A 20,474-nucleotide genomic window follows, 5' to 3' on the forward strand; every position below is an offset into this window, starting at 1 on the left:
AGCGCCTCGTCGGTGACCTCTGACGATGCCTCGACCACGGCGTCCTTGTCCTCGAGCGAGACCTTGACCGAGCTCACGCCGGGCACCCCCTCGAGTGCCTTGGTCACGTGGGCCACGCAGTGCTCGCACATCATGCCCTCGACGTTGAGCTTCTTCTCCATCTTGTTGCTCCTCTCGTTGGCGGCCGCGTCTGCGACCGCATTGCTTGTCTCGGCCGCATCCGCAACAGCGGGCTCCGCAACGACCGGAGTTACCTTGGTGTCCACGGGCGCAGCGTCCTTCTCGCCCGTCTGGCTGGGCTTCCAGGCAAAGAGCCTGAGCGCGTTCGATACCACAAACACGGACGAGAAGCCCATTGCCGCCGCACCCACCATGGGATTGAGCGTCACGCCCAGAGGCGAGAGCACGCCCATGGCCACGGGGATGCAGATTGCGTTGTAGAACAACGCCCAGAACAGGTTCTGGCGGATGTCGCGCATGGTGGCGTGGCTCAGCTCGATTGCGGTGGCAACGTCTGCCGGGTCGGAGTGCATGAGCACCACGTCTGCCGAGCTGATGGCAACGTCGGTGCCAGCGCCAATGGCAATGCCCACGTCGGCGCGGGCAAGCGCAGGGGCGTCGTTGATGCCGTCGCCCACCATGGCCACCTTGTGGCCCTGGCCCTGCAGCTCGCGAACCTTCTGCTCCTTCTGGCTAGGCAGCACGCCGGCAACGACCTCGTCGACGCCCACCTGGCGTGCCACGGCCGCGGCGGTCTTTGCCTGATCGCCCGTGAGCATGACGGTGCGCACGCCCATGCGACGCAGACGCGCCACGGCCGAGGCGGAGGTCTCCTTCACCACGTCCGCCACGCCGAGAAGTCCCAGTGCACGGCCATCAAGCGCAAAGTAGAGCGGCGTCTTTGTCTGGGCCGCAAGCTCGTCCGCCTGCGGAGCGAGCGATGAGACGTCCACGCCAGCGGACGCCATGAGGCGAGCATTGCCCGCGATGGCAGGGACGCCGTCGATTGTGGCGCGCACGCCACCGCCGGCAACCTGCTCGAACCCTGCGGAGTCCACGTCCTTATCAGCGCCTGCATGTGCCTCGTCCACGTAGTCGCAGACGGCCTGCGCAAGCGGGTGCTCGCTCTTGCGCTCGAGCGCGGCGGCAACGCGAGCAAGCTCGACCTCGTCCACGCCGGCAGCCAGGCGCACGTCGGTCACGCGCGGCTTACCCTCGGTGATAGTGCCGGTCTTGTCGAGCACCACGGTGTCCAGGTCGCAGGCGCCCTCAAGGGCCTCGGCGCTCTTGATGAGGATTCCCACCTTGGCGCCGCGCTCCGTGCCCACCATGATGGCAGTGGGCGTGGCCAGGCCAAGCGCGCAGGGGCACGAGATGACCAGCACCGAGACGGCATGGTTGAACGCCGTTGCAAAGTCGCCAGGGGCGAAGATGGCTATCCAGCCCAGGAAGGTGACGGCCGCTATCGCCATGACCACCGGGACAAAGACGCCGGCGATCTTGTCGGCCTGACGCTCGATGGGCGCCTTGGAGCTGGTGGCCTCGTCCACGAGGCGGATGATGCTCGCAAGCGCCGTGTCGTCGCCAACGGCCGTGGCCTCCATGGCAAACCAGCCGCGCTGGCTCACGGTGGCGCCGGTCACGCGGTCGCCCGCGCCCTTCTCGGCGGGAACCGGCTCACCGGTAATGGCGGACTCGTCGATCGAGGCAGAGCCCTCGCGAATGACGCCGTCGACCGGTACGGACTCGCCGGCACGAACCACCACAAGGTCTCCCACACGCACCTCGTCGGTGGGCACCTCGACCTCCTGGCCGTCGCGGCGCACGCGCGCCGTCTTGGGCGCGAGGTCCATGAGCGCGCTGATGGCAGAGGTCGTCTTGCCCTTGGCGCGAGCCTCGAAGTACTTGCCCAGCGTGATGAGCACAAGGATGGTGCCGGCCGAGTCAAAGTACAGCGAGTGCATCATGGCGTAGTGGGCGCCCTCGAGGTCCGCGGCACCAAGTGCCAGCGCCATCTGGTAGACCCCCACCAGGCTGTAGGCGTAGCTCGCTGCAGACCCAATGGCGATGAGCGAGTCCATGTTTGGCGAGAGGTGCGAGAGGGTCTTAAACCCCATGACAAAGTAGCTGCGGTTGACAAAGAGCACGCAGGTGGCGAGAAGGAGCTGCGTCACCGCGGAGGCCATCATACCCTGCATGCCGGCAAGGCCGGGAACCTCCGGCCAGCCAAGCATGGGACCCATGGCCAGGTAGAAGAGGGGCACGCCAAAGACGATGGACCAGATGAGTTGCTTCTTCTTGGCCTCGATCGCCTTCTGAGCGCCCTCCCTGGGGTCGACGAACGAGCTGTGCGAGGCGGTGCCGCTTGCCTCCTGCCGTAGAGACGCGCCGTAGCCTTCCTTCTCGATGGCCGCGACCACAGCCTGTGCCGTCTTGGGGTTGCCGTCGTAGTCGAGCTCCATCGAGTTCTTGAGCAGGTTGACGCTGGCCTCTGTCACCCCAGGCACGCCGGATGCGGCCTTGCCAACCCGTGCCGAGCAGGCCGCGCAGGTCATGCCCGTAATGTCGAACGTTTGCTTCATAGTGCTTGGTTCCCTTCGCTGTTGCGTCCCTGGGAGCAGGGAAATGCTGTCTGACCTCACCTTACGCGAGACTCACATGAACTTCTTGAAGAGGCGCATGACCTCGTCCACGACCTCGGTGTCGCCCGCCTGGATGCGCTCGACCACACATGTCTCGAGGTGATCCTGCATAATCTCGCGGCTCACGGCCTTCACTGCGGACTCCACCGCCGCGAGCTGAGTCAGGACGTCCCCGCAGTAGCGGTCCTGCTCAACCATAGCCTTGACGCCGTTGAGCTGCCCGATGGCGCGGTTGATGCGGCAGGTGACGTCGTGCTTGAGCTCCTCGGAGCGCGGCGTCTGCTTCATGTGGACGCACGTCTCGGAATTTGTCCCGGCGGATTTCTCAGCGCATTTCTCGGAGCCGTTCTGCGCGGTTGTCTCCATACTGGCCTTCCTTCCTGTACGTGCTGGGGAGAAATACTCCCCTGGGGCATCTTTCGTTACGAGAGGATATACCCCTTTGGGGTACTAGTCAAACGAGAATAGAGGGATTGCGGCCGCTACACATTCGGACGCCGATTGTGTATCGACCTGTACGGGTCACATGTTCGGACCCGAATGTGTAGCGCACGTACCGCCGGCGTCCCCAACTCCCGCGCGGCCCAAACCGTCCTACTCCACCGAGTCCGGCTCGACGGCGTTGACCGGGTCTCCCTCGTCGTGCGCCGCAGGAGCCACTTCCTGGCCGACGGAACCCTCACCCGCCCGCGCCTGCGCGGCCTCCTCAAACGCCGCCTTCATGGTCTTGTTGCCCCGGGTGAGGCGCCTGATGGTGAGGTCCTCCGCCTTGTCGTTGGCAAGCCGCAGCTGGTTCTCGGACTTGGTAAGGCTCTCCTTCACCTTCTGGAGCGTCGCAATCGACTTGTCTATCTGCTCGATTGCCTCCGAGAAACGCTTGGAGGCCTGCTCGTAGTTGTGCCCAAAGCCCTGCTTGAACTTCTCGAGCTTCTCCTCGAAGTTGGTCACGTCGAGGTTCTGCTGGCGCACCTCGGCAAGCTCGCGCCGCGCCGAGACGGCGTTCAGGCCGGCGTTCCTCAAGAGGCTGATGATGGGCAGGAAGAACTGCGGGCGCACCACGTACATCTTGGGATAGCGATACGAGACGTCCACGATGCCCGCGTTGTAGAGCTCGCTCTCGGGCTCAAGCGTTGAGACAAGCACGGCGTACTCGCAGTGCTTGTTGCGACGGTCTCGGTCGAGCTTGGCGAAGTGGTCCTCGTTGCGCTTGCGGTTGACGGAGTTGTCGTCCTCGTTCTTCATGTCGAACATGATCGAGACGATCTCTGTGCCTGACTCGTCGCACTCCCTAAAGACGTAGTCTCCCTTGCTGCCGTCGACCACGTCGTTGTCCTTGTGGAACTCCGCGCGCGGAAACGCCATCATGCGCACCTTGTTGAACTCGGACTCGCAGTGCTGCTCGAGCGTCTCGCCAATGAGCTTGACAGAGAGGCGCGAGCGCTGATTCTTGATGCGCTCAATCTCGTCGTCGCGGTCGCGGATCTCCTGGTCCTTGTACTTTTCCTGCTCAACCAAGCGCTGGTTGAGTACGGCAATCTCCTGGTCCTTCTTGGCCGAGACCTCCTGCACCTGCGACTGCAACTCGACCAGGCGGCGGTCGCGCTCGGCGGTGGCGCGCGTCACGGCAAGCTCCTGGGCGCCCTTTGCCTGCTCCTCCTGCGCCCGCAACTGCTCGGTAAGGCGCGCGATGCTGGCGTCTCTCTGGGCAAGCTGCTCCGCAGACTCCTGCTGCGCGGCTGCAAGCTTCTGCGCTGCCGCATCCTGCGCCTGTGCAAGACGCTCCTGCGCGCTCTTCTCGGCAGTTGCCTGCTGTACCTTGGCCGCGGCCTGCGCTTGCTCGAGTTGCGAGGAGAGCTTGGCAACCTCCGCATGCAGGGCCTCCTCGGCCTTTGCGCGCGCCGCTTCCACAGCGGCCGCCTCGCGCTGCTCCATGAGGGCGCGCTGCTCGTCCAGCTGGCGCTTGAACTCGGCGTCACGCACCTGCTGCAGAATCTGCGCGTAGCCCGCCTCGTCCACCTGGAAGACCTTCCCGCAGTTGGGACACTTTATCTCGGCCATGGGACCTCCTTTGGCGATGTTCCTGCATAAAGGGTACACGGCTCGCGCGACATTATTAAGCGAGACAAAGCAGCATGGCAGGATCCGCAGCTTGTTGCCGGCACGTTCTCCTTTGCGCGCACCAACTGGCCAAATGCTCGCGCTGCTCAACGGGCCGGCAACAACGAGCGGAAGGGGTTTGTTTCTTGTTACCGGCGCGTGGCAAGCTTCTCTCGCCAACTGGCCAAATGCCCGCGCTGCTCAACGGCCCGGTAACAACGGTTGCAATGGCAGCCTCAAGGGACTCCGTACGACCGCACAAAGCGAGACAGAATAACGCGGCGGGAGCCAAGAGGCCCTCGCCGCGCGTGGCGTTGCATTGTGTTGGTGCCGACCTACGCTGCCCAACCCTCCGCCGAAAGAGTAGTTGTCTCGGCGTCGGTCGAGTAGCTCGCCCCACTGCCAGTGGTATAGGAGCCGGTGGAGTTCTGGCGCTGCTGCATGCGCTCCTCGATCCACTGCTCGAGCTCGTCCTGCGTGGTGCCGTTGCCGGTGCCGTCGCCATTCAGGCCGGTGCCATCGCCATTCAGGCCAATGCCGTTCCCGGTGGTGCTGTTAGAGGAGGAGTTCTCCTGCTCGCGCTGGGCCTGCAGCGCCTCGTCGGAGCCAAGCGTCACCGTGAGGTCCTTGGTCTCGGTGCCGCGCACAACGGTTACGGTGACGGTGTCGCCAATGTCATGCGAGCGCACCGCTAGGACCATGCCGTCGGCGGAGGTAATCTCCTCGCCGTCCATGGCAACGATGATGTCGCCCTTCTGGATACCGGCCTGGTCTGCAGGACCGCCGGAGACTACCTCGGCCACGTAGGCGCCCTGGTTCACAGCGAGACCGTTGGAGCGAGCGTTCTGTGCGTTCACGGTCTGCATCGAGAGACCAATGTAGGCATGCGTGACCTCCTCGCCGCTGATGATCTTGTTGGCGATCTCGACAGCGTAGTTGCCGGGAATGGCAAAGCCGATGCCCGCGAAGGACTCAGTCGAGGACGAGTAGAGCGTGGAGATGCCCACGAGCTGGCCCTGGTCGTTCACGAGCGCGCCACCGGAGTTGCCGGGGTTGATAGCAGCGTCAACCTGGATAAGGTTGGTGTAGATGGTGTCGCCCGAGCTGGACTGCAGGAGCTCGTTGCGGTACAGCGCAGAGACGATGCCCTCGGAGACGGACTGGTCAAGGCCAAACGGACTGCCGATGGTCATGACCCAGGAACCAACGTTGAGCTGGGAGGAGTCGCCCACCTCGATGGGGGTCACGGAGTCACCGTTGAGGTCGGCCTTGATGACCGCGAGGTCGGAGGAGGAATCGGACCCAACCACGCTGGCCTCGTAGCTCTTACCATCGATGGTCACGCTGACGGAGGTGGCACCGTCAATCACGTGGTAGTTCGTGAGGATGTCGCCGTCCGTGTCGAGGATGACGCCGGAGCCAAGACCCTCACCGCTGTCGGTGGTGACGTTCACCGAAACAACGGAGGGCATGGCCTTTGCTGCCACAGCCTCGGCCGTCGACGCGTCGGTATCGCTCGACGTGATGTTGATGGTGCCGTTGCTCGAGCTGGAGCTGCCCGAGGAGGAGCTGGAGCCCGTGGCTGTGGAGGGCTTGCCAAAGAAGCCCGTGAGACTTAGCACGAGCACCACGACGAGCGTCGCCACGACGCCGGAGATGGCACCCGCAACGATGGGCTTGCTCACGCCGGCCTTCTTATCCTTGCCTGGCTTGTCTCCGCCGTTGCCCACGCCGCCGTTGCCGCCCGCTGCGGGCTGCACTGGCTGAGGCTGCTGCGTCGTCTGCCCCGGCTGCGACCCAGCCTGCTGGCTAGCGTTGACGTAGCCGGCGCTTGGCGAGTACGCCGCACCCTTGCCACCATAGTTTGCGTAGTCGTAGGTCTGCGTGGGCTGGGCCTGCGTTGGCTCGGCACCCCGGTTCTGCTGAGGGGTCGAGCCGGCGCCGGTCATGCCCTCACCAGGCTCGCCTGTGGAATAGTCTGCCATGGAAACGTCCCACCCTTCATCTGTGGCGGCCCACCGGGCCGTCCTGCTTACGTCTGTGAATGTACCCCGATACGACAAGGGTTCCGCGCGGGGCGCGGCATCGCCACGCCTGCGCAACAAGTCTTTTGTGTTCCTGAAAGCCCCTCGTGGCGAGGAACTTCGTCCCTCTCTGCCTTCTTGCGGCATCCCCCCTTGCATTCTTTAGCGGTGTTTGAGAACGGCAATTCTAGCGACCTGCGAAAATGTCGAGTCCGGTTCTCAAATACCGCTAAAGAACGGCTGGGGGCAGAAAGGACGGCTGGGGGTAGGCGGGGTGAGCAATCCGGCTCTCCTCGCAGCGTCATCTCGAGGTGTCGGGTCCCGCCAGCTGGCAGGTCTTCTCGGCAAATTGCGAGGTTCCCCCATCAGACAGTAGGTCCTTAGGTCCTCTCGGCAATTTATTGCACGAAATTTCTTTATGAACAGAGTGTCAACTGGTTAAATGCAATTCTAACTAGAAAAATCGCGCAATAACTTGAGACGAGACAAGCTACTGCTCGGCGAGTCGCGGGCTCGCACAAAAAAGGGGCCGCCCTTTGGCAGCCCCTGGCAACTCAATCTATCCCCAGGCAACCACGCCTACACGCGGAAGAGGTACCCCACGCCGCGGATGGTAACGATGTGCGCCGCGACCTGCGGGCCAACCTTGGAGCGCACGCGACGAATGTGCACGTCGACGGTACGCGTGCCGCCGCAGTACTCGAAGCCCCACACGCGGTGCAGCAGCGTCTCGCGCGAGTAGGCGCGCGACGGGTGCGTGGCCAGAAACGACAGGAGCGAGTACTCCATGAGTGTAAGGTCAACGGGCTTCTCGTCAATGTAGACCTGGTAGGTGGCCAGGTTGATGGTCATGTTGTCCACGGTCACGATGTCCGCGGGAGCGCTCTCCTCGCCCGGCCACAGGAGAAGCGAGCAACGCACCTCAAGCTCGTCGACGCCGGCAGTGGAGAGGATGAAGTCGTTCTTGCCCTGCGTGGGCATGCGCATGGTGGAGAGCTTGTCCGGGTCCTGCACCAGCAGCATGGGAATAAAGCCATTCTCGGCGACAAAGGAATCCACGGCGTTGAGAGTGTCCTGAGACATGCCGTCCGCATCGAGAATGACGAGGTCAAACTCGTGCCCAGAAGAAACTGCCTGCGAGAAGGTCTCCTCGTTTGCAAGGGCAATGGAGACGTCGATGGCGTGGGAAAGCTCGCGCATGCGGTCGTGCAGGCGCGTGGTACCAGATATGAGCAGGATGTTCTTGTGATGCACTCTAGCCCCCTGCCGGTTGGTCAAAGCTATTGCAACTTGTTCATAGTCCAGAAAACAGAGTAGCACAGCCGCGCACGTGGCTAGCGAGCCTCAACAAAATCCAAACGAGACGCAGCTAGAAGGGGGCGCCGCACGCGGCTGCAGCCGATGCGACGCCCCCAACTCACAAACTGTGCACATATCTTTGGGACAGTTTAAGGCAAACATTGTCCCTAAAACGCCAATATGAGCAGGCCACGACAGCCTCGGTGCGAGCCCTCGGCTAGCCGATGGAACCCAGGAACTCCGCCGTGCGCGCGTTCTCGGGATGGTCGAAGACCTTCTCGGGCACGCCCTGCTCGACCACAACGCCCTCCTCCATGAAGACCACGCGGTCGGCCACCTCGCGCGCGAAGTCCATCTCGTGCGTGACCACGATCATGGTCATGCCGGAGTTCTCGGCAAGGTCGCGGATGACGTCGAGGACGCCGCGGACCAGCTCCGGGTCGAGGGCGCTCGTGGGCTCGTCGAAGAGCAGCACGTTGGGATGCATGGCCACGGCCCTCGCGATTGCCACGCGCTGCTGCTGGCCACCGGAGAGCTGGGGCGGCTTGAAGTCGGCGCGGTCGGCGAGGCCCACGGCCGTGAGCTGCTTGATCGCCTCGGCCTCCGCCTCTTCCTTCGAGCGCTTGAGCACCTTGGTCTGCCCGATCATCACGTTCTGCTTGGCGGTGAGGTGCGGGAAGAGGTTGAACGACTGGAACACCATGCCGACCTCGCGGCGCAGCTTGTTGACGTCGGTCTTGCTCTGCCCCGTGATCTCCTGGTCCTCAATGAGGATGTGGCCGGCCGTGGGCGTCTCGAGCAGGTTGATGCAGCGCAGCATCGTGGACTTGCCGGAGCCGGACGGCCCGAGCACGACGACGACCTCGCCAGGCCACACGTCCAGGTTGACGTCGCGCAGGACCTTGGTGTCGTCGAAGGACTTGTTGAGATGCTCGATGCGCACGATGGGGTGCTCGCCCTCGGTGAAGTGGTGCTTGGTGAGCGTCTGATCCGAGGCAAAGGCGAGACGTGCCGCCTCCTCGGCAGAGAGGGCATCGGGGACAACAGGCACGTCCGCGTGCGTGTGGTGGTGCTTACTCGCCATCTGCGACACCTCCAAGGTCGACGGTGGGATGCGAGACAAACGGTGCCGAGAGGGCCGCGAATACGTCGCCGGCGGGCTTGCTCGCCTCGGCGTGGAAAACCGTGGCAGAGGAGGCAAGGTCCTGCTCGGCCGTCGCGACCTCATCAGACGCGTCTGCGGCAGCGCGGCGCTTGGGCCTGGGGCCGCCTCCGCGCTCGGAGCGGGCGATGTTGTTCTCGATGATGCCAACGACCTTGATGAGCGGCAGCGTCACGATGAGGTAGTAGATGGCAGCGGCCATGTACGGGGTGATGTTGCCCGAGGTGGTGGTGAGGTTCTTGGAGAACATCATGAGTTCCATGACACCCACCGAGGAGAGGAGCGACGTGTCCTTGTAGGACGTGATGAAGTCGCTAGTGACCGTCGGGATGACGCGGCGCACGGTCTGAGGCAGGATGATCGAGGTCATGGTCTGGAAGCCGTTCATGCCAAGGGAGGCAGCGGCCTCGTACTGGCCCTGCGGGATGGACTGGATGCCAGCGCGGAAGATCTCTGCCAGGTAGGCGGAGGAGTTCACGGCCATTACGATGACGCCGAGGACGTTGTTGTCGATGTTGATGCCCACCATGGGCAGGCCGAAGAACATGATGTAGATCTGCAGGAAGAGCGGCGTGCCGCGCAGGAGGTTGATGTAGCAGATGGCGATGGCGCGCAGCACCTTGTGGCGGCTGGTCTTGAGCATGGCGAAGGCCAGGCCCAACACGATGGCAAAGGGATAGCAGATAAGGACGATTCCCAGGCACACGAGCCAGCCGGGAAAGAGCGAGGCGAACGAGGCCAGGAGCAGCTGGGGCTTGAAGAACATGCCGAGGAACGGGTTGGAGTTCCAGGCGGCAACCCACGGCTGGGCGTCAAGCCAGCTCACGGCAGCCTGGAGCGGGGTGTTTGCGATCACCGTGATGGCAGCGGAGTCGTCGAGCGCGTGCGACTGGCCGTCTGCGGTGGTGTAGCTGCCCGAGACCACGTAGTCGCCGCCCTCTGCGGGGAACTGCATGCCCGTGACCTCGAGGCGCACGAGCGAGCCGGCAGGGATGTCCTCGGAGAACTGCACGCTCATCGAGTTGTCCGCGGAGGTCGCGGTGCCCTCGATGCTCGTGCGGTTGAGACCGTCGAGCACGGTGATGCGCGTGCTTGAGTGGTCAAAGGTTGCCCCCTCGGGAAGGCTCAACGTGATCGAGGAGACCTGCTCGTTGTCACCGACGGTGCCCTCCCAGGTGAGACGCGTGTCCATCGCGCCAATGACGCCGGTTCCGCCGTCCTCGTTTGGACGCGCCGTCGCATCATTGATGGACATGGCCAGCGCGCTCGCGGGAAGAGCCACGAGGGTAGCGACAAGAACGAGCGCGGCCGCAAGGGCGAGTGCGTGCCCGTGCCGTGTGCGGCTGCTCTCCCCTCTCGTCAAGACGTTCTCATGCAAGTGTGCCAAGGTGATCTTTGCTCCTGACTGGAAAGCGGGGCCGTGTGGCCCCGCCGTCGATTACGTTCCTGATACCGCCCGCTAGATGGTCGAGCCAAACCACTTGGTCTCGATGGAGTCCATCGTGCCGTCGCTCTTGATGTCCTCGAGCGCCTTGTTGATGGCCTTCGTGAGGTTGGGGTTGTCCTTCGAGACCGCGATGCCGTACTGCTCGCCCGTGGCGATTTCCTCGACGATTTCGAGGTCGGAGAAGGAGTTGGTGAGCATGTACTTGGCAACGGGGAGGTCAACGACCATCGCGTTGTAGAGGCCAGTCTGGACGCCGGTGAGGGCAGCCGTGACATCGTCGACGGGCACGCGCGTGGCGTTGGGGAGCTTCTCGGTGATCCAGTCGTCACCCGTGGTGCCGCCCTGGCAGACAACCTGCTTGGAGGCATCGTTCAGGGTCTCCCTGGTCTCGGCGGAGCCCTTCAGGGCAACGATGGCCTGGTTGGAATCGAGGTAGGGCTCGGAGAAGTCGACGGACTCCTCGCGCACGTCGGTGATCGTGATGGCAGCGATGGAGACGTCGGCCTTGCCACCCTGCTTGATGAGGGGCACGAGGGTGTCGAACTTCTGGTTGGGCAGATACTCGCACTGGAGGCCCATCTTGTCGGCGACGGCCTTGATGACGTCGACGTCGAAGCCCTCGGGATCGCCGGTCTTGTCGTCCATGTACTCGAACGGGGCAAAGCCCAGCTCGGCGACGACGGTCAGGGTGCCGTCCTTCACGAGCGTGTAGGAGTCGTCGCTCGAGGAGGTCGAGGCGCTCGAGGAGTCCGTGCTCGCGGAGGAGCTGCTGGTGGAGCTGCCACCGCAGCCCGCGAGGACCGCGCTGCCCGCAAGTGCGCCCGCGGCGAGAATGAACTGACGCCTGCTCATGGAGTTCTTCATGGTGTTCCCTTCCTATTGCTTGTCTTCCCGCCTTGGGCGGTCGGTGTTTCCCCCATTGTTGCCGCCCGACGTTACGGGCGATGGACCCGGACCGTTACAGGTCTGCTCCAAACCACTTGGTCTTGAGGTCCTTGAGCGTGCCGTCCTCATCGAGCTGGGCAAGGGCATCGTTGATGGCGCTCGTGAGCGCGGGGTTGGACTTGGAGACAACGATGCCGTACTGCTCGCCCGTCGGGATCTCGATGGAGACCTGGCAATCCGTAAAGGAGTTGTTCACGAGGTACTGGACCACGGGGAGGTCTGCCACAGCAGCGTCATAGAGGCCGGACTGGACACCCGTGAGTGCCACGACGGGGTCATCAAGCGAGACGAGCGTGGCGTTGCGGAGCTTCTCCTGGACCCAGGACTCGCCAGTGGTGCCGGCCTGCACGGCGACCTTGACGTCTGCGGAGTTGAGGTCGTCCTGCGTGGTCTTGGTTGCGGTCTTGACGGTCACGAGGCCCTGGTTGGAGTCGAGGTAGGGGTCGGTGAAGTCAATCTCCTGCTTGCGCTCGTCGGTAATCGTGAAGTTGGAGACGCCCACGTCAGCGGTGCCACCCTGCTTGATGGTGGGAATGATGGTGTCGAACTTCACGGGCGAGAGGTACACGCTCGTAAGGCCGAGCTTCTCGCCAATGGCCTGCATGAGCTCGACTTCGAAGCCCGCAGGCTCGTTGGTCGAGGTGTCGGTGTAGTCAAGCGGCGGGTTGGCGAGGTCGGAGGCAATGGTGAGCTGTCCATCCTTCACCAGGGTGTAGGTGTCCTGCGAGGCTGAGGTTGTTGATGCGCTGGTAGAGGTGCCCGTTGAGGACGACGCGGAGACAAATTCGGCGAGTGCCGCCGTGCCCATGGCTGACATTGCGCACGCGAGAAAGTCGCGGCGCGTGAGTGACGCGAGCTGCTTCATGAGATGCTCTTCTCTCTGACGTGAGGGGAACATTACGGCCTTGATACCACCCCTCCGTTGGTCAAGTAGTTTGGCTCAACGGCTCTGCGAACGGCGGCGCAACGCGGTTTCTTAACAAGATTGACAAAGAGTGAGCTGCTGTTTTTCGACAATTTATGCATTTTTGTCTAGTGTTATGCCAATTTATGGAATATTCTGACCAATATCTGTATTTGTCATTGAATTCCTATGCAACAAAGCGCATAAGGTGGGGTCTTTGGGCAGGCGTGTGGGGCGGCAGGAGCGACGAGGCTCCACTTGTCCCGCGTGGTCGAGTTGGCAGACATTGACGATTGGGATACGGTTTTTCGAGGTACCCCCGAGTATCGAGTAGTTCGAATATTGATAAACAGCACGTCAGCGAAGTGCGGCCTTGGCAATGCCACATAAGGGTTTCAACCAAAACTGCTGCCAACCGGAAGTGCGGGGTGAGGCATGGCCGCGTCCCTCTCACCTACTGACCGGCGCCAGCAGCCACCGCCATCAAACTTGCGCCGCATGCCCACAGAGTTTAGCTCTATTTCTTAAACGACTTCGACGTTTGCCCAGTTGCCGCGAAGCCGTTTTAAGAAAGGGAGCTAATCTCCGAACGAAGGTGATTGGAGGGCCCAAGAGCTGGCGCATCTCGCACCGCCAGCACTGTCGCTCTACCCACGCAACCCGCCCCATCCCCCGAATTTATTGCGCGTTATTTCTCGCCGTAGCGGCATATGGCCAGTTGAGCAATTAGTTCTCAGGAATAACGCGCAATAATCCACGGCAAAGACGTCAACGGAAGAGAGGAGGGAGAGAAGCCTTAGCCCGGAGAAGGGTACCGAAGCTCCCGGCGGTATACCGGGAACCCGAATTGCCCTTCTCGTACGATCCAGCTGCAGAAGCCCGCCCGCGATCAAGAACGCGGCGCCAAAAATGAGACAAAGGGACTGTCCCTTTGTCTCACGAGAAAGGCGCCCGCCGGATTCCCCAGCGGGCGCCGCAATGCGCAATGCAGCTCTCGGCGAGAAGCCCTCGGCCTACACGCCGCCGTAGTAGTGGACACGCTCCCAATCGGTGACGGTGGTGCAGAACTCCTCCCACTCGCGGCGTTTGCTCTCCACGAGGTAGTTGAAGATATGCTCGCCCAGCGTCTCTCGCATAAGCTCGGACTCCTCGAAGCGATCGACCGCCTCACCCAGCGTGCGCGGCAGGCGCTCGATACCCTTGGCAGCAAGCTCGCGCTCGCTCTGCGAGAAGGTGTCGACCGTGGCCTCCTCGGGAAGCACAAGCTCGTCCTCGATGCCCTTGAGGCCCGCCGCCAGCGTAACGGCCAGTGCAAGGTACGGGTTGGCGGTGTTGTCGGCGCTGCGCAGCTCGACGCGCGTTGCCACGTGCTTGCCGGGCTTGTGCGTAGGAACGCGTACCAGCGCGGAACGGTTCTTGCGGCCCCACGTAGCGTAATTGGGGACCTCGCCGGAGGTGATGAAGCGCTTGTACGAGTTCACCGTGGGATTGGTGACCAGCGTGAACTCGGGCGCGTAGCGGAGAAGGCCCGCTACAAAGTGCTGCGCCAGCTCGGAGAGGTGCGCGGGGTGCTCGGTCTTGGGCGCCCAGAAGAGGTTCTCGCCGTCGTGATCGAAGAGCGAGAGGTACAGGAACATGGCGGAGCCCGGCGCATCCGAGAGAGGCTTGGGCATAAACGACGCGAAGAGCCCCTCGGCCGCGGCCTCCTGCTTGATGACCAGGCGAGAGGACATGATGTTGTCGGCGCAGCTCACAGCCTCGGTGAAGCGCAGCTCGATGACGTTCTGGGACGGGCCGCCGCCGTGGAAGGAGTACTGCACGGGAACGGACATCTTCTCGAGCGTGAGTGTGGTCTGGCGGCGCAGGTCGTTTGCCACGTCGCTCGGCGTAAGGTCAAAGTAGCCAGCGGTGTCAAGCGGCACGGGGTCCACGTCGTTGTCGAAGTAGAAGTACTCGATCTTGGGACCCACGTTGAACACGTAGCCCTCGCGATCGGCGCGCTCGAAGACGCGCTCGAGGCATCCGCGCGGGTCGCCGGCGAACGGCTCGCGCGAAGGTGTGCAGATGTTGCAGAACACGCGCGCCACGCCGCTCTCGGTGGGGCGCCAAGGCAGAAGCTGGAACGTCTCAGCATCGGGGAAGGCGAGCATGTCCGACTCCTCGAGGCGAGCAAAGCCGTCAATCGACGAGCCGTCAAAGCCAATGCCCTCCTCGAAGGCCTCCTCGAGCTCCTCCGGCGAGATCGCGAACGACTTCAGCGTGCCAAGCACGTCTGTGAACCACAGGCGAACGAATCGAATGTCGCGCTCCTCAACGGTGCGCAGAACGAAATCTATGTCCTTCTCGGTGCTCATGGGTCTCCTCCCGACGGCACGGGCGCAGGTACTGCTCAATCATACCTACGTTCCCACAACCGTATTTCGTGCCTGTTTCCACCTTCCCATCGGAGGGAATTATGACGTGGGAGACACGCTGGGGCAACCACAGCGGCCCCTATTTGGCGAACTATCCAGCGCTGTGGTGCCTATCCAGCGCTGTGGTGCGCCGGCTTGTCAAGCGCCTCGTTCGCACGACGGAGCATGTCGTCGGCGGCGCGGCAGTGCCCGCCGGTGTAGCGCGCCGTGCAACCGGCATCGCCGCAGGTGCTGCATTCGCTTGTCTCGCCGCGGGCAATCGAGCGCACGCACAGGGCCACCACCGCGGCCACCGCAAGGACAATGACAACATCAAGGGGATTCATGAGTGCCTCCCTCATGCAAGCTTTAAGTTAACCTGTGTCAACTATACCCTTTTGCGTCATACTATCTATAGGTGTGCGGAAGCGCACGAAAAAGCCCAAGAGAAGGGAAGCCCATGGCTGACGACCAGAACATGCACCTCGTGATCATTCGTCACGGCGAGTCCGAGTGGAACAAGCTCAACCTCTTCACCGGTTGGACCGATGTCGACCTTACCGACACCGGCCGCGCGGAGGCGGCTGCCGGCGGCAAGGCACTGAAGGAGCAGGGCTTCGACTTTGACGTCTGCTACACCTCGCTGCTCAAGCGCGCCATCCACACGCTGAACATCGTCCTTGACGAGATGGACCGCGCGTGGCTGCCCGTCCACAAGACCTGGCGCCTCAACGAGCGTCACTATGGCGCACTCCAGGGCCTCAACAAGGCCAAGGCCGCCGAGGAGCACGGTGAGGAGCAGGTCCTCATCTGGCGCCGCTCCTTCGACGTCCAGCCGCCCGCGCTCACGCCCGGCGACGAGCGCGACCCGCACGTCCAGGCCATGTTCCGCGACGTGCCGCAGGAGGACCTCCCCTACACCGAGTGCCTGAAGGACACCATCGCCCGCGCGTGGCCGTACTTCGAGCAGGAGATCAAGCCGCAGCTCGAGAGCGGCAAGCGCGTTCTTATCGCCGCCCATGGCAACTCGCTGCGCGCCCTCGTGATGCAGCTTGAGCACCTCACCCCCGAAGAGATCCTCAAGGTCAACATCCCCACGGGCGTTCCTTGCTCTTACACCTTTGACAAGGACTGGAACATCCTCGACAAGCACTACATCGGCGACCCCGCCACCATCGAGGCCAAGATCAACGCCGTTGCCAACCAGGGCAAGGCCAAGAAGTAAGTTGGACTGCTAGTGCGGCCCAGTGTCCCCCGGCAGCTCGCGTTGCCGGGGGATTTTTTTGCCGCGGGATTCATCTGCCGGGGAGAATAATCCCGCAATTCCGCCGTGCGGGATTTTTCTCCCCGGCATTTCAATCCCGCGTGCGCCAACGAGAACTAAATCGCCGTTTTCAGGCTGCGAAACGATGCTATCTGTCGAAAACGCTCTCGTCAGCTACGCCAAGGGCCCTGCTCCCCACAAGACGCTCCGCAAAGCGTGCATCTCGTGGGGAACAGGGCCCTCGCCTACCGTAGCTCGTAACTAGCAGATCTTGTGGACCCACCCAAACTGGTCCTCGATCTCGCCGGACTGGATGCCGGTGAGCGTCTCGCGCAGCTTCTTCATGACGGGGCCAACGTTCTCCATGCCGCTCTTGAAAACGTAGTGGACGTCGTCGTTGTCGACCTCGCCCACGGGCGAGATGACGGCGGCGGTGCCGCACATACCGGCCTCGACGAACTCGTTGTCCAGGATCTCCTGGAACTTGACGGGGCGCTGCTCGACCTTCATGCCCAGCATCTTCTCGGCCACGTCGACCAGCGAGCGGCGCGTCACGGAAGGCAGGATGGAGTCGGTAAAGGACTGCGGCACAACGAGGGTGCCATCCTCCTTGACGAAGAGGATGTTGGCACCGCCGGACTCCTCGACGTAGGTACGGGTCTTGGGATCGAGGAACATGTTGTCCGCGTAGCCCTTGCTGTGCGCCTCGACGCTGGGATAGAGGCTCATGGCGTAGTTGAGGCCGGCCTTGATGTTGCCGGTGCCATGGGGTGCCGCGCGGTCGAACTTGGAGACCTGCAGCTTGACGGGCTTGACGCCGCCCTTGTAGTACGGACCAACGGGCGTCACGAGGATGCGGAACTGGTACTCGTCGGCAGGCTTCACGCCAATGACGTCACCGGTCGCGAACATGAGTGGGCGGATGTAGAGAGTAGCGCCAGAGCCGAAGGGCGGGACGTAGGCAGCGTTCGCCTTGACGACCTCCTCGACGGCCTTCACGAAGCGATCCTTGGGGAACGGCGGCATGCAGATGCGCTTCGCGGAGTTGTACATGCGCTCAGCGTTCTGATCCGGGCGGAAGCAAACGATATCGCCATTCCTGGTGGTGTAGGCCTTGAGGCCCTCGAAGACCTCCTGGCAGTAGTGGAGAAGCCCTGCGCACTCGGAGAGCGTGACGGTGTGGTCGGGCGTGAGCGTGCCCTCGTCCCAGGCGCCGTCCTTGTAGTTCGAGACGTAGCTGTAGTCGGTATGCATGTAGGCAAAACCGAGGCTACCCCAGTCGATGTCCTTCTTCTCCATTGGTATTCCCCTCTCATCCGTATCGCGCGCAAGTGCGAGCGTGCGTTCAACCAGATTAGGACGCTGAAACCAGCTGGTCGCAATCATTGCGGAGCTTGTAACAAAGCCAACAAAGGACCGACACGGTAGGGCGAGAAGAACGTGGACAAGGTAGAGAGCGCACACCAATGCCGCAGGATTTCGCCGTTTAGGACGACTTAACCGTTCGGATTCCGCGGCACCTCCTACGATGCCGCAGGATTTCGCCGTTTAGGGTGCCCTAAACGTTCGGAAAAATCCTAAATGGCGAGAATACGCGGCATGGCCGAGGACCGTGCTGAGACGCGCGCGCGGCCGCCCGCACGCCCGGCGTCACTCCACGGTCTCGTACGGCAGGCGGTCCACGAGATACCCGCGCGCCGCGAGCGCCGCGCCTATCTCGTCCAGCGCCTCCTCGGTGGGGGCGCTCACGTGGTGGAAGTGGTACCCGGAGGTCACGCGCGAGAGGGGCGTCGACCTACTCGACGCAATGTCGGCCAGGTAGCGCGCCACGTCGCGCCGGCTTGAGACGTTGAGCGGCACGGAAATGACCCCGTACGTGCGGTGGTTCACCACCACGTCCTCCACGGTGCCACCCAGGTCAACGATGAGGTTGAGCTCGTCTTCTATCTGCTCCTCGGTGTGGTACACCTTGAAGATGCGCCGCGGCGAGCTGTGCCTGCGCAGAACGTAGCCGCGGTGCGTGGACTCCAGCTCGACGCCGCTGCGCCTGAGAAGCGCCACGTCCTGCACAATGACCTGCCGGCTCACGCCAAGCTCGCGCGCCAGCTGGCCACCAGAAATGGGCTCCCCGGCATCGCCGAGGAGCGCTACGATTTTTGCCCTGCGATCTTCTCCGCTCATGCTCCTCAGCCTAGCATGGATTCGAAGTCACGGTGAGGTGCTTGAGCGAGAGGTCGAGGATGGGCGCGGAGTGGGTGATTGCGCCTGAAGAGACGTAGTCCACGCCCAGGTCGGCGAGACGGGCGGCGCGCTCCATCGTGACGTTGCCCGAGACCTCCACCTCTGCCGCGCCGTCGATCACGCGGATGGCCTCGCGCATGGCGTCCAGGTCCATGTTGTCGAGCATGATGATGTCGGCGCCGGCGTCGACGGCCTCTTTGACCTGCTCGATCGTCTCGACCTCAACCTCGATCTTGCGCACGAAAGGCGCGTAGACGCGCGCGGCGGCAACGGCCTTGGCAACACCGCCGGCGGCGTCGATGTGGTTGTCCTTGAGCAGCACGCCGTCAGAGAGGTTGTAGCGGTGGTTGCCCGCGCCACCCACGCGGACGGCCTCCTTCTCGAAGACCCGCATGTTGGGGCAGGTCTTGCGCGTGTCCACCAGGCGCGTGCGCGTGCCGGCAAAGAGGGCGGACATGCGGCGCGCCGCCGTGGCAATGCCGCTCATGCGCTGCAGGTAGTTGAGCGCGACCCGCTCGCCCGAGAGAAGCGCCCGCACGTGGGCGCGTACGCAGCCAAGGTCCTGGCCGGCGGTGACGTCGGCCCCCTCCTCGACCGAGAACTCGCAGGTGGCCGTGGGGTCAAGCAGCTCGAAGGTGTGTGCGAACACGTCCAGCCCGCAGATGACGCCGTCCTCCTTGGCAATGAGGCGTACCTCGCCCGTGGCCTTCTCGCCAATCACCGACGCCGTGGTTACGTCCTCGCTGGTGATGTCCTCGCGCAGCGCCGAGAGGATCAGCGGCTCTGCCTGCAGCTTAAGTGTCACCGAGTTCATGCGGCATGCCTTTCTCGTACGATGTCGCGCGCAGCAAGCCGAGAGAAGACGAGGCTCTCGAGAAGCGAGTTGCTCGCCAGGCGGTTGGCGCCGTGCACGCCGTTGCAGCTTGTCTCGCCCGCCGCGTAGAGATGCGGCAGGGTGGTCTGGGAGTTTGCGCCCACGTGGATGCCACCCATGAGGTAGTGCTGCGCGGGCACCACGGGGATGGGCTCGCGGCGGATGTCGTAGCCCTCCTCCAGGCAGCGCTGCCAGATGTGGGCAAAGTGCCCGCAGATGACGTCCTCGGGCACGCGCTCGAACGAGAGGCGCACGTAGTGCGAGCCCTCGCGCTCCATCTGGTCGTAGATGGCCTTCGAGACCACGTCGCGCGGCTGGAGCTCGTCGCAGAAGCGCTCGCCTGCGGCGTTGAGCAGGATGGCGCCCTCGCCGCGGCAGCTCTCGGAGATGAGGAAGGCGCGCCCGGGCTTCTCGGTATAGAGAGACGTGGGGTGAATCTGCACGTAGTCCATGTGGTCGAGCGCCACGCCGTGCGCCGCGGCCACGCGGCAGCCGTCGCCCGTGAGGCACGGGAAGTTGGTCGAGCGCTCGTAGAGCCCACCGATGCCGCCCGTGGCGAGAATAACGTCGCGTGCACGCAGCTCAAGGCGCCGGCCGTGCGCGTCGTGCGCCACGATGCCAACGCAGGAGCCGCCCTCGACGAGAAGGTCGTCCATGCACACGTGCTCGTGGATCTCCACGTTGGCAAGGCGGCGCACCTGCGCGAGCAGCTTGGTGGTGATTTCCTTGCCCGTGACGTCAGCGTGGTGGAGGATGCGCGGACGCGAGTGGGCGCCCTCGCGGGTGTAGTCGAAGCCGCCCTCAGGCGTGCGGTCAAAGTCGACACCCAGGCGCACCAGGTCGCGGATCACGTCGCGGCTCGACCAGATCATGGTGTCCACGCTCTGCGCGCGGCACTCGCCGTGGCCAGCGCGCATGGTGTCGTCGAACCAAGAGTCGTAGTCGTCGGGGTCGCGCATCACGCAGATGCCGCCCTGCGCGAGCATGGAGTCGCAGCTCTCCAGGTCCTCCTTGCAGATCATGGTCACGCGCAGGCCGCGCGGCAGGTTGAGCGCCGAGTAGAGCCCGGCCACGCCGCAGCCCACGATAACAACGTCGCTTGTGAGCGCTCGCGGCTGCGCTGCCGCGGCCTTCTCGCCTGACTGGGCAGGCCTTTCCACTGTGGCGGTTGGCGCCATGCCA

General features: G+C 63.4%; 16 protein-coding genes. 1 reads left to right on the forward strand and 15 read right to left on the reverse strand.

Features of this window, described 5'->3' with window-relative positions:
* From BT122_RS10095 to BT122_RS10145, 11 genes are all read right to left on the reverse strand, one after another.
* Positions 1 to 2,582, reverse strand: a 2,582-nt coding sequence (locus BT122_RS10095) for a heavy metal translocating P-type ATPase (protein ID WP_072355794.1), incomplete at its 3' end; no start/stop codon positions are given.
* Positions 2,583 to 2,654: 72 nt separating this feature from the next.
* A complete protein-coding gene (locus BT122_RS10100; protein ID WP_083432458.1) occupies positions 2,655 to 3,008 on the reverse strand; it encodes a metal-sensing transcriptional repressor in 354 nt (117 codons plus the stop codon).
* A 228-nt stretch (positions 3,009 to 3,236) separates the two neighbouring features.
* The gene (locus BT122_RS10105; protein WP_072355795.1) at positions 3,237 to 4,700 is read right to left on the reverse strand and encodes a DUF2130 domain-containing protein; all 1,464 of its coding nucleotides are present in this window, start codon (positions 4,698 to 4,700) and stop codon (positions 3,237 to 3,239) included.
* Between the two features lie 374 nt (positions 4,701 to 5,074).
* A complete protein-coding gene (locus BT122_RS10110) occupies positions 5,075 to 6,724 on the reverse strand; it encodes a S1C family serine protease (protein ID WP_072355796.1) in 1,650 nt (549 codons plus the stop codon).
* A 618-nt stretch (positions 6,725 to 7,342) separates the two neighbouring features.
* Entirely contained in the window at positions 7,343 to 8,017 is a 675-nt protein-coding gene (locus BT122_RS10115; RefSeq protein ID WP_032110180.1) for a response regulator transcription factor, read from the reverse strand.
* A 262-nt stretch (positions 8,018 to 8,279) separates the two neighbouring features.
* Positions 8,280 to 9,146 carry an amino acid ABC transporter ATP-binding protein gene (locus BT122_RS10120; protein WP_083432459.1) on the reverse strand — a complete coding sequence of 289 codons (867 nt, stop codon included), beginning with the start codon at positions 9,144 to 9,146 and terminating at the stop codon, positions 8,280 to 8,282.
* Positions 9,136 to 10,611: an amino acid ABC transporter permease gene (locus BT122_RS10125; RefSeq protein ID WP_286130366.1), complete on the reverse strand. Its 1,476-nt coding sequence runs from the start codon at positions 10,609 to 10,611 to the stop codon at positions 9,136 to 9,138. Before BT122_RS10125 ends, BT122_RS10120 begins: the two co-directional genes overlap by 11 nt.
* 72 nt (positions 10,612 to 10,683) lie before the next feature.
* On the reverse strand, positions 10,684 to 11,535 hold the full coding sequence (locus tag BT122_RS10130; RefSeq protein ID WP_072355797.1) for an ABC transporter substrate-binding protein: 852 nt from the start codon (positions 11,533 to 11,535) through the stop codon (positions 10,684 to 10,686).
* A gap of 94 nt (positions 11,536 to 11,629) precedes the next feature.
* Positions 11,630 to 12,481, reverse strand: a complete 852-nt coding sequence (locus BT122_RS10135) for an ABC transporter substrate-binding protein (RefSeq protein WP_286130367.1) — start codon at positions 12,479 to 12,481, stop codon at positions 11,630 to 11,632.
* A gap of 1,052 nt (positions 12,482 to 13,533) precedes the next feature.
* On the reverse strand, positions 13,534 to 14,874 hold the full coding sequence (locus tag BT122_RS10140) for a glutamine synthetase family protein (protein ID WP_059055275.1): 1,341 nt from the start codon (positions 14,872 to 14,874) through the stop codon (positions 13,534 to 13,536).
* Positions 14,875 to 15,044: 170 nt separating this feature from the next.
* A complete protein-coding gene (locus BT122_RS10145; RefSeq protein ID WP_072355798.1) occupies positions 15,045 to 15,260 on the reverse strand; it encodes a hypothetical protein in 216 nt (71 codons plus the stop codon).
* Between the two features lie 113 nt (positions 15,261 to 15,373).
* Between BT122_RS10145 and gpmA the strand changes: the two genes are divergently transcribed.
* Complete coding sequence (gene gpmA, locus BT122_RS10150) at positions 15,374 to 16,138, forward strand: 2,3-diphosphoglycerate-dependent phosphoglycerate mutase (protein WP_059055271.1); 765 nt, start codon at positions 15,374 to 15,376, stop codon at positions 16,136 to 16,138.
* Positions 16,139 to 16,438: 300 nt separating this feature from the next.
* Here the strand turns inward: gpmA and BT122_RS10155 are convergent, their stop codons facing one another.
* From BT122_RS10155 to BT122_RS10170, 4 genes are all read right to left on the reverse strand, one after another.
* Positions 16,439 to 17,476, reverse strand: a complete 1,038-nt coding sequence (locus BT122_RS10155) for a branched-chain amino acid aminotransferase (protein WP_042088820.1) — start codon at positions 17,474 to 17,476, stop codon at positions 16,439 to 16,441.
* 351 nt (positions 17,477 to 17,827) lie between these two features.
* Positions 17,828 to 18,358: a transcription repressor NadR gene (locus BT122_RS10160; RefSeq protein ID WP_072355799.1), complete on the reverse strand. Its 531-nt coding sequence runs from the start codon at positions 18,356 to 18,358 to the stop codon at positions 17,828 to 17,830.
* Positions 18,359 to 18,368: 10 nt separating this feature from the next.
* Positions 18,369 to 19,232, reverse strand: a complete 864-nt coding sequence (gene nadC, locus BT122_RS10165; RefSeq protein WP_072355800.1) for a carboxylating nicotinate-nucleotide diphosphorylase — start codon at positions 19,230 to 19,232, stop codon at positions 18,369 to 18,371.
* Positions 19,229 to 20,470, reverse strand: a complete 1,242-nt coding sequence (locus BT122_RS10170) for an L-aspartate oxidase (protein WP_083432462.1) — start codon at positions 20,468 to 20,470, stop codon at positions 19,229 to 19,231. The genes nadC and BT122_RS10170 overlap by 4 nt, the downstream gene beginning before the upstream one ends.
* Positions 20,471 to 20,474 lie beyond the last annotated feature (4 nt).

Origin of the sequence: Olsenella sp. kh2p3 (genome assembly GCA_900119625.1) — a bacterium.
In the GTDB taxonomy this organism is placed as follows: domain Bacteria; phylum Actinomycetota; class Coriobacteriia; order Coriobacteriales; family Atopobiaceae; genus Tractidigestivibacter.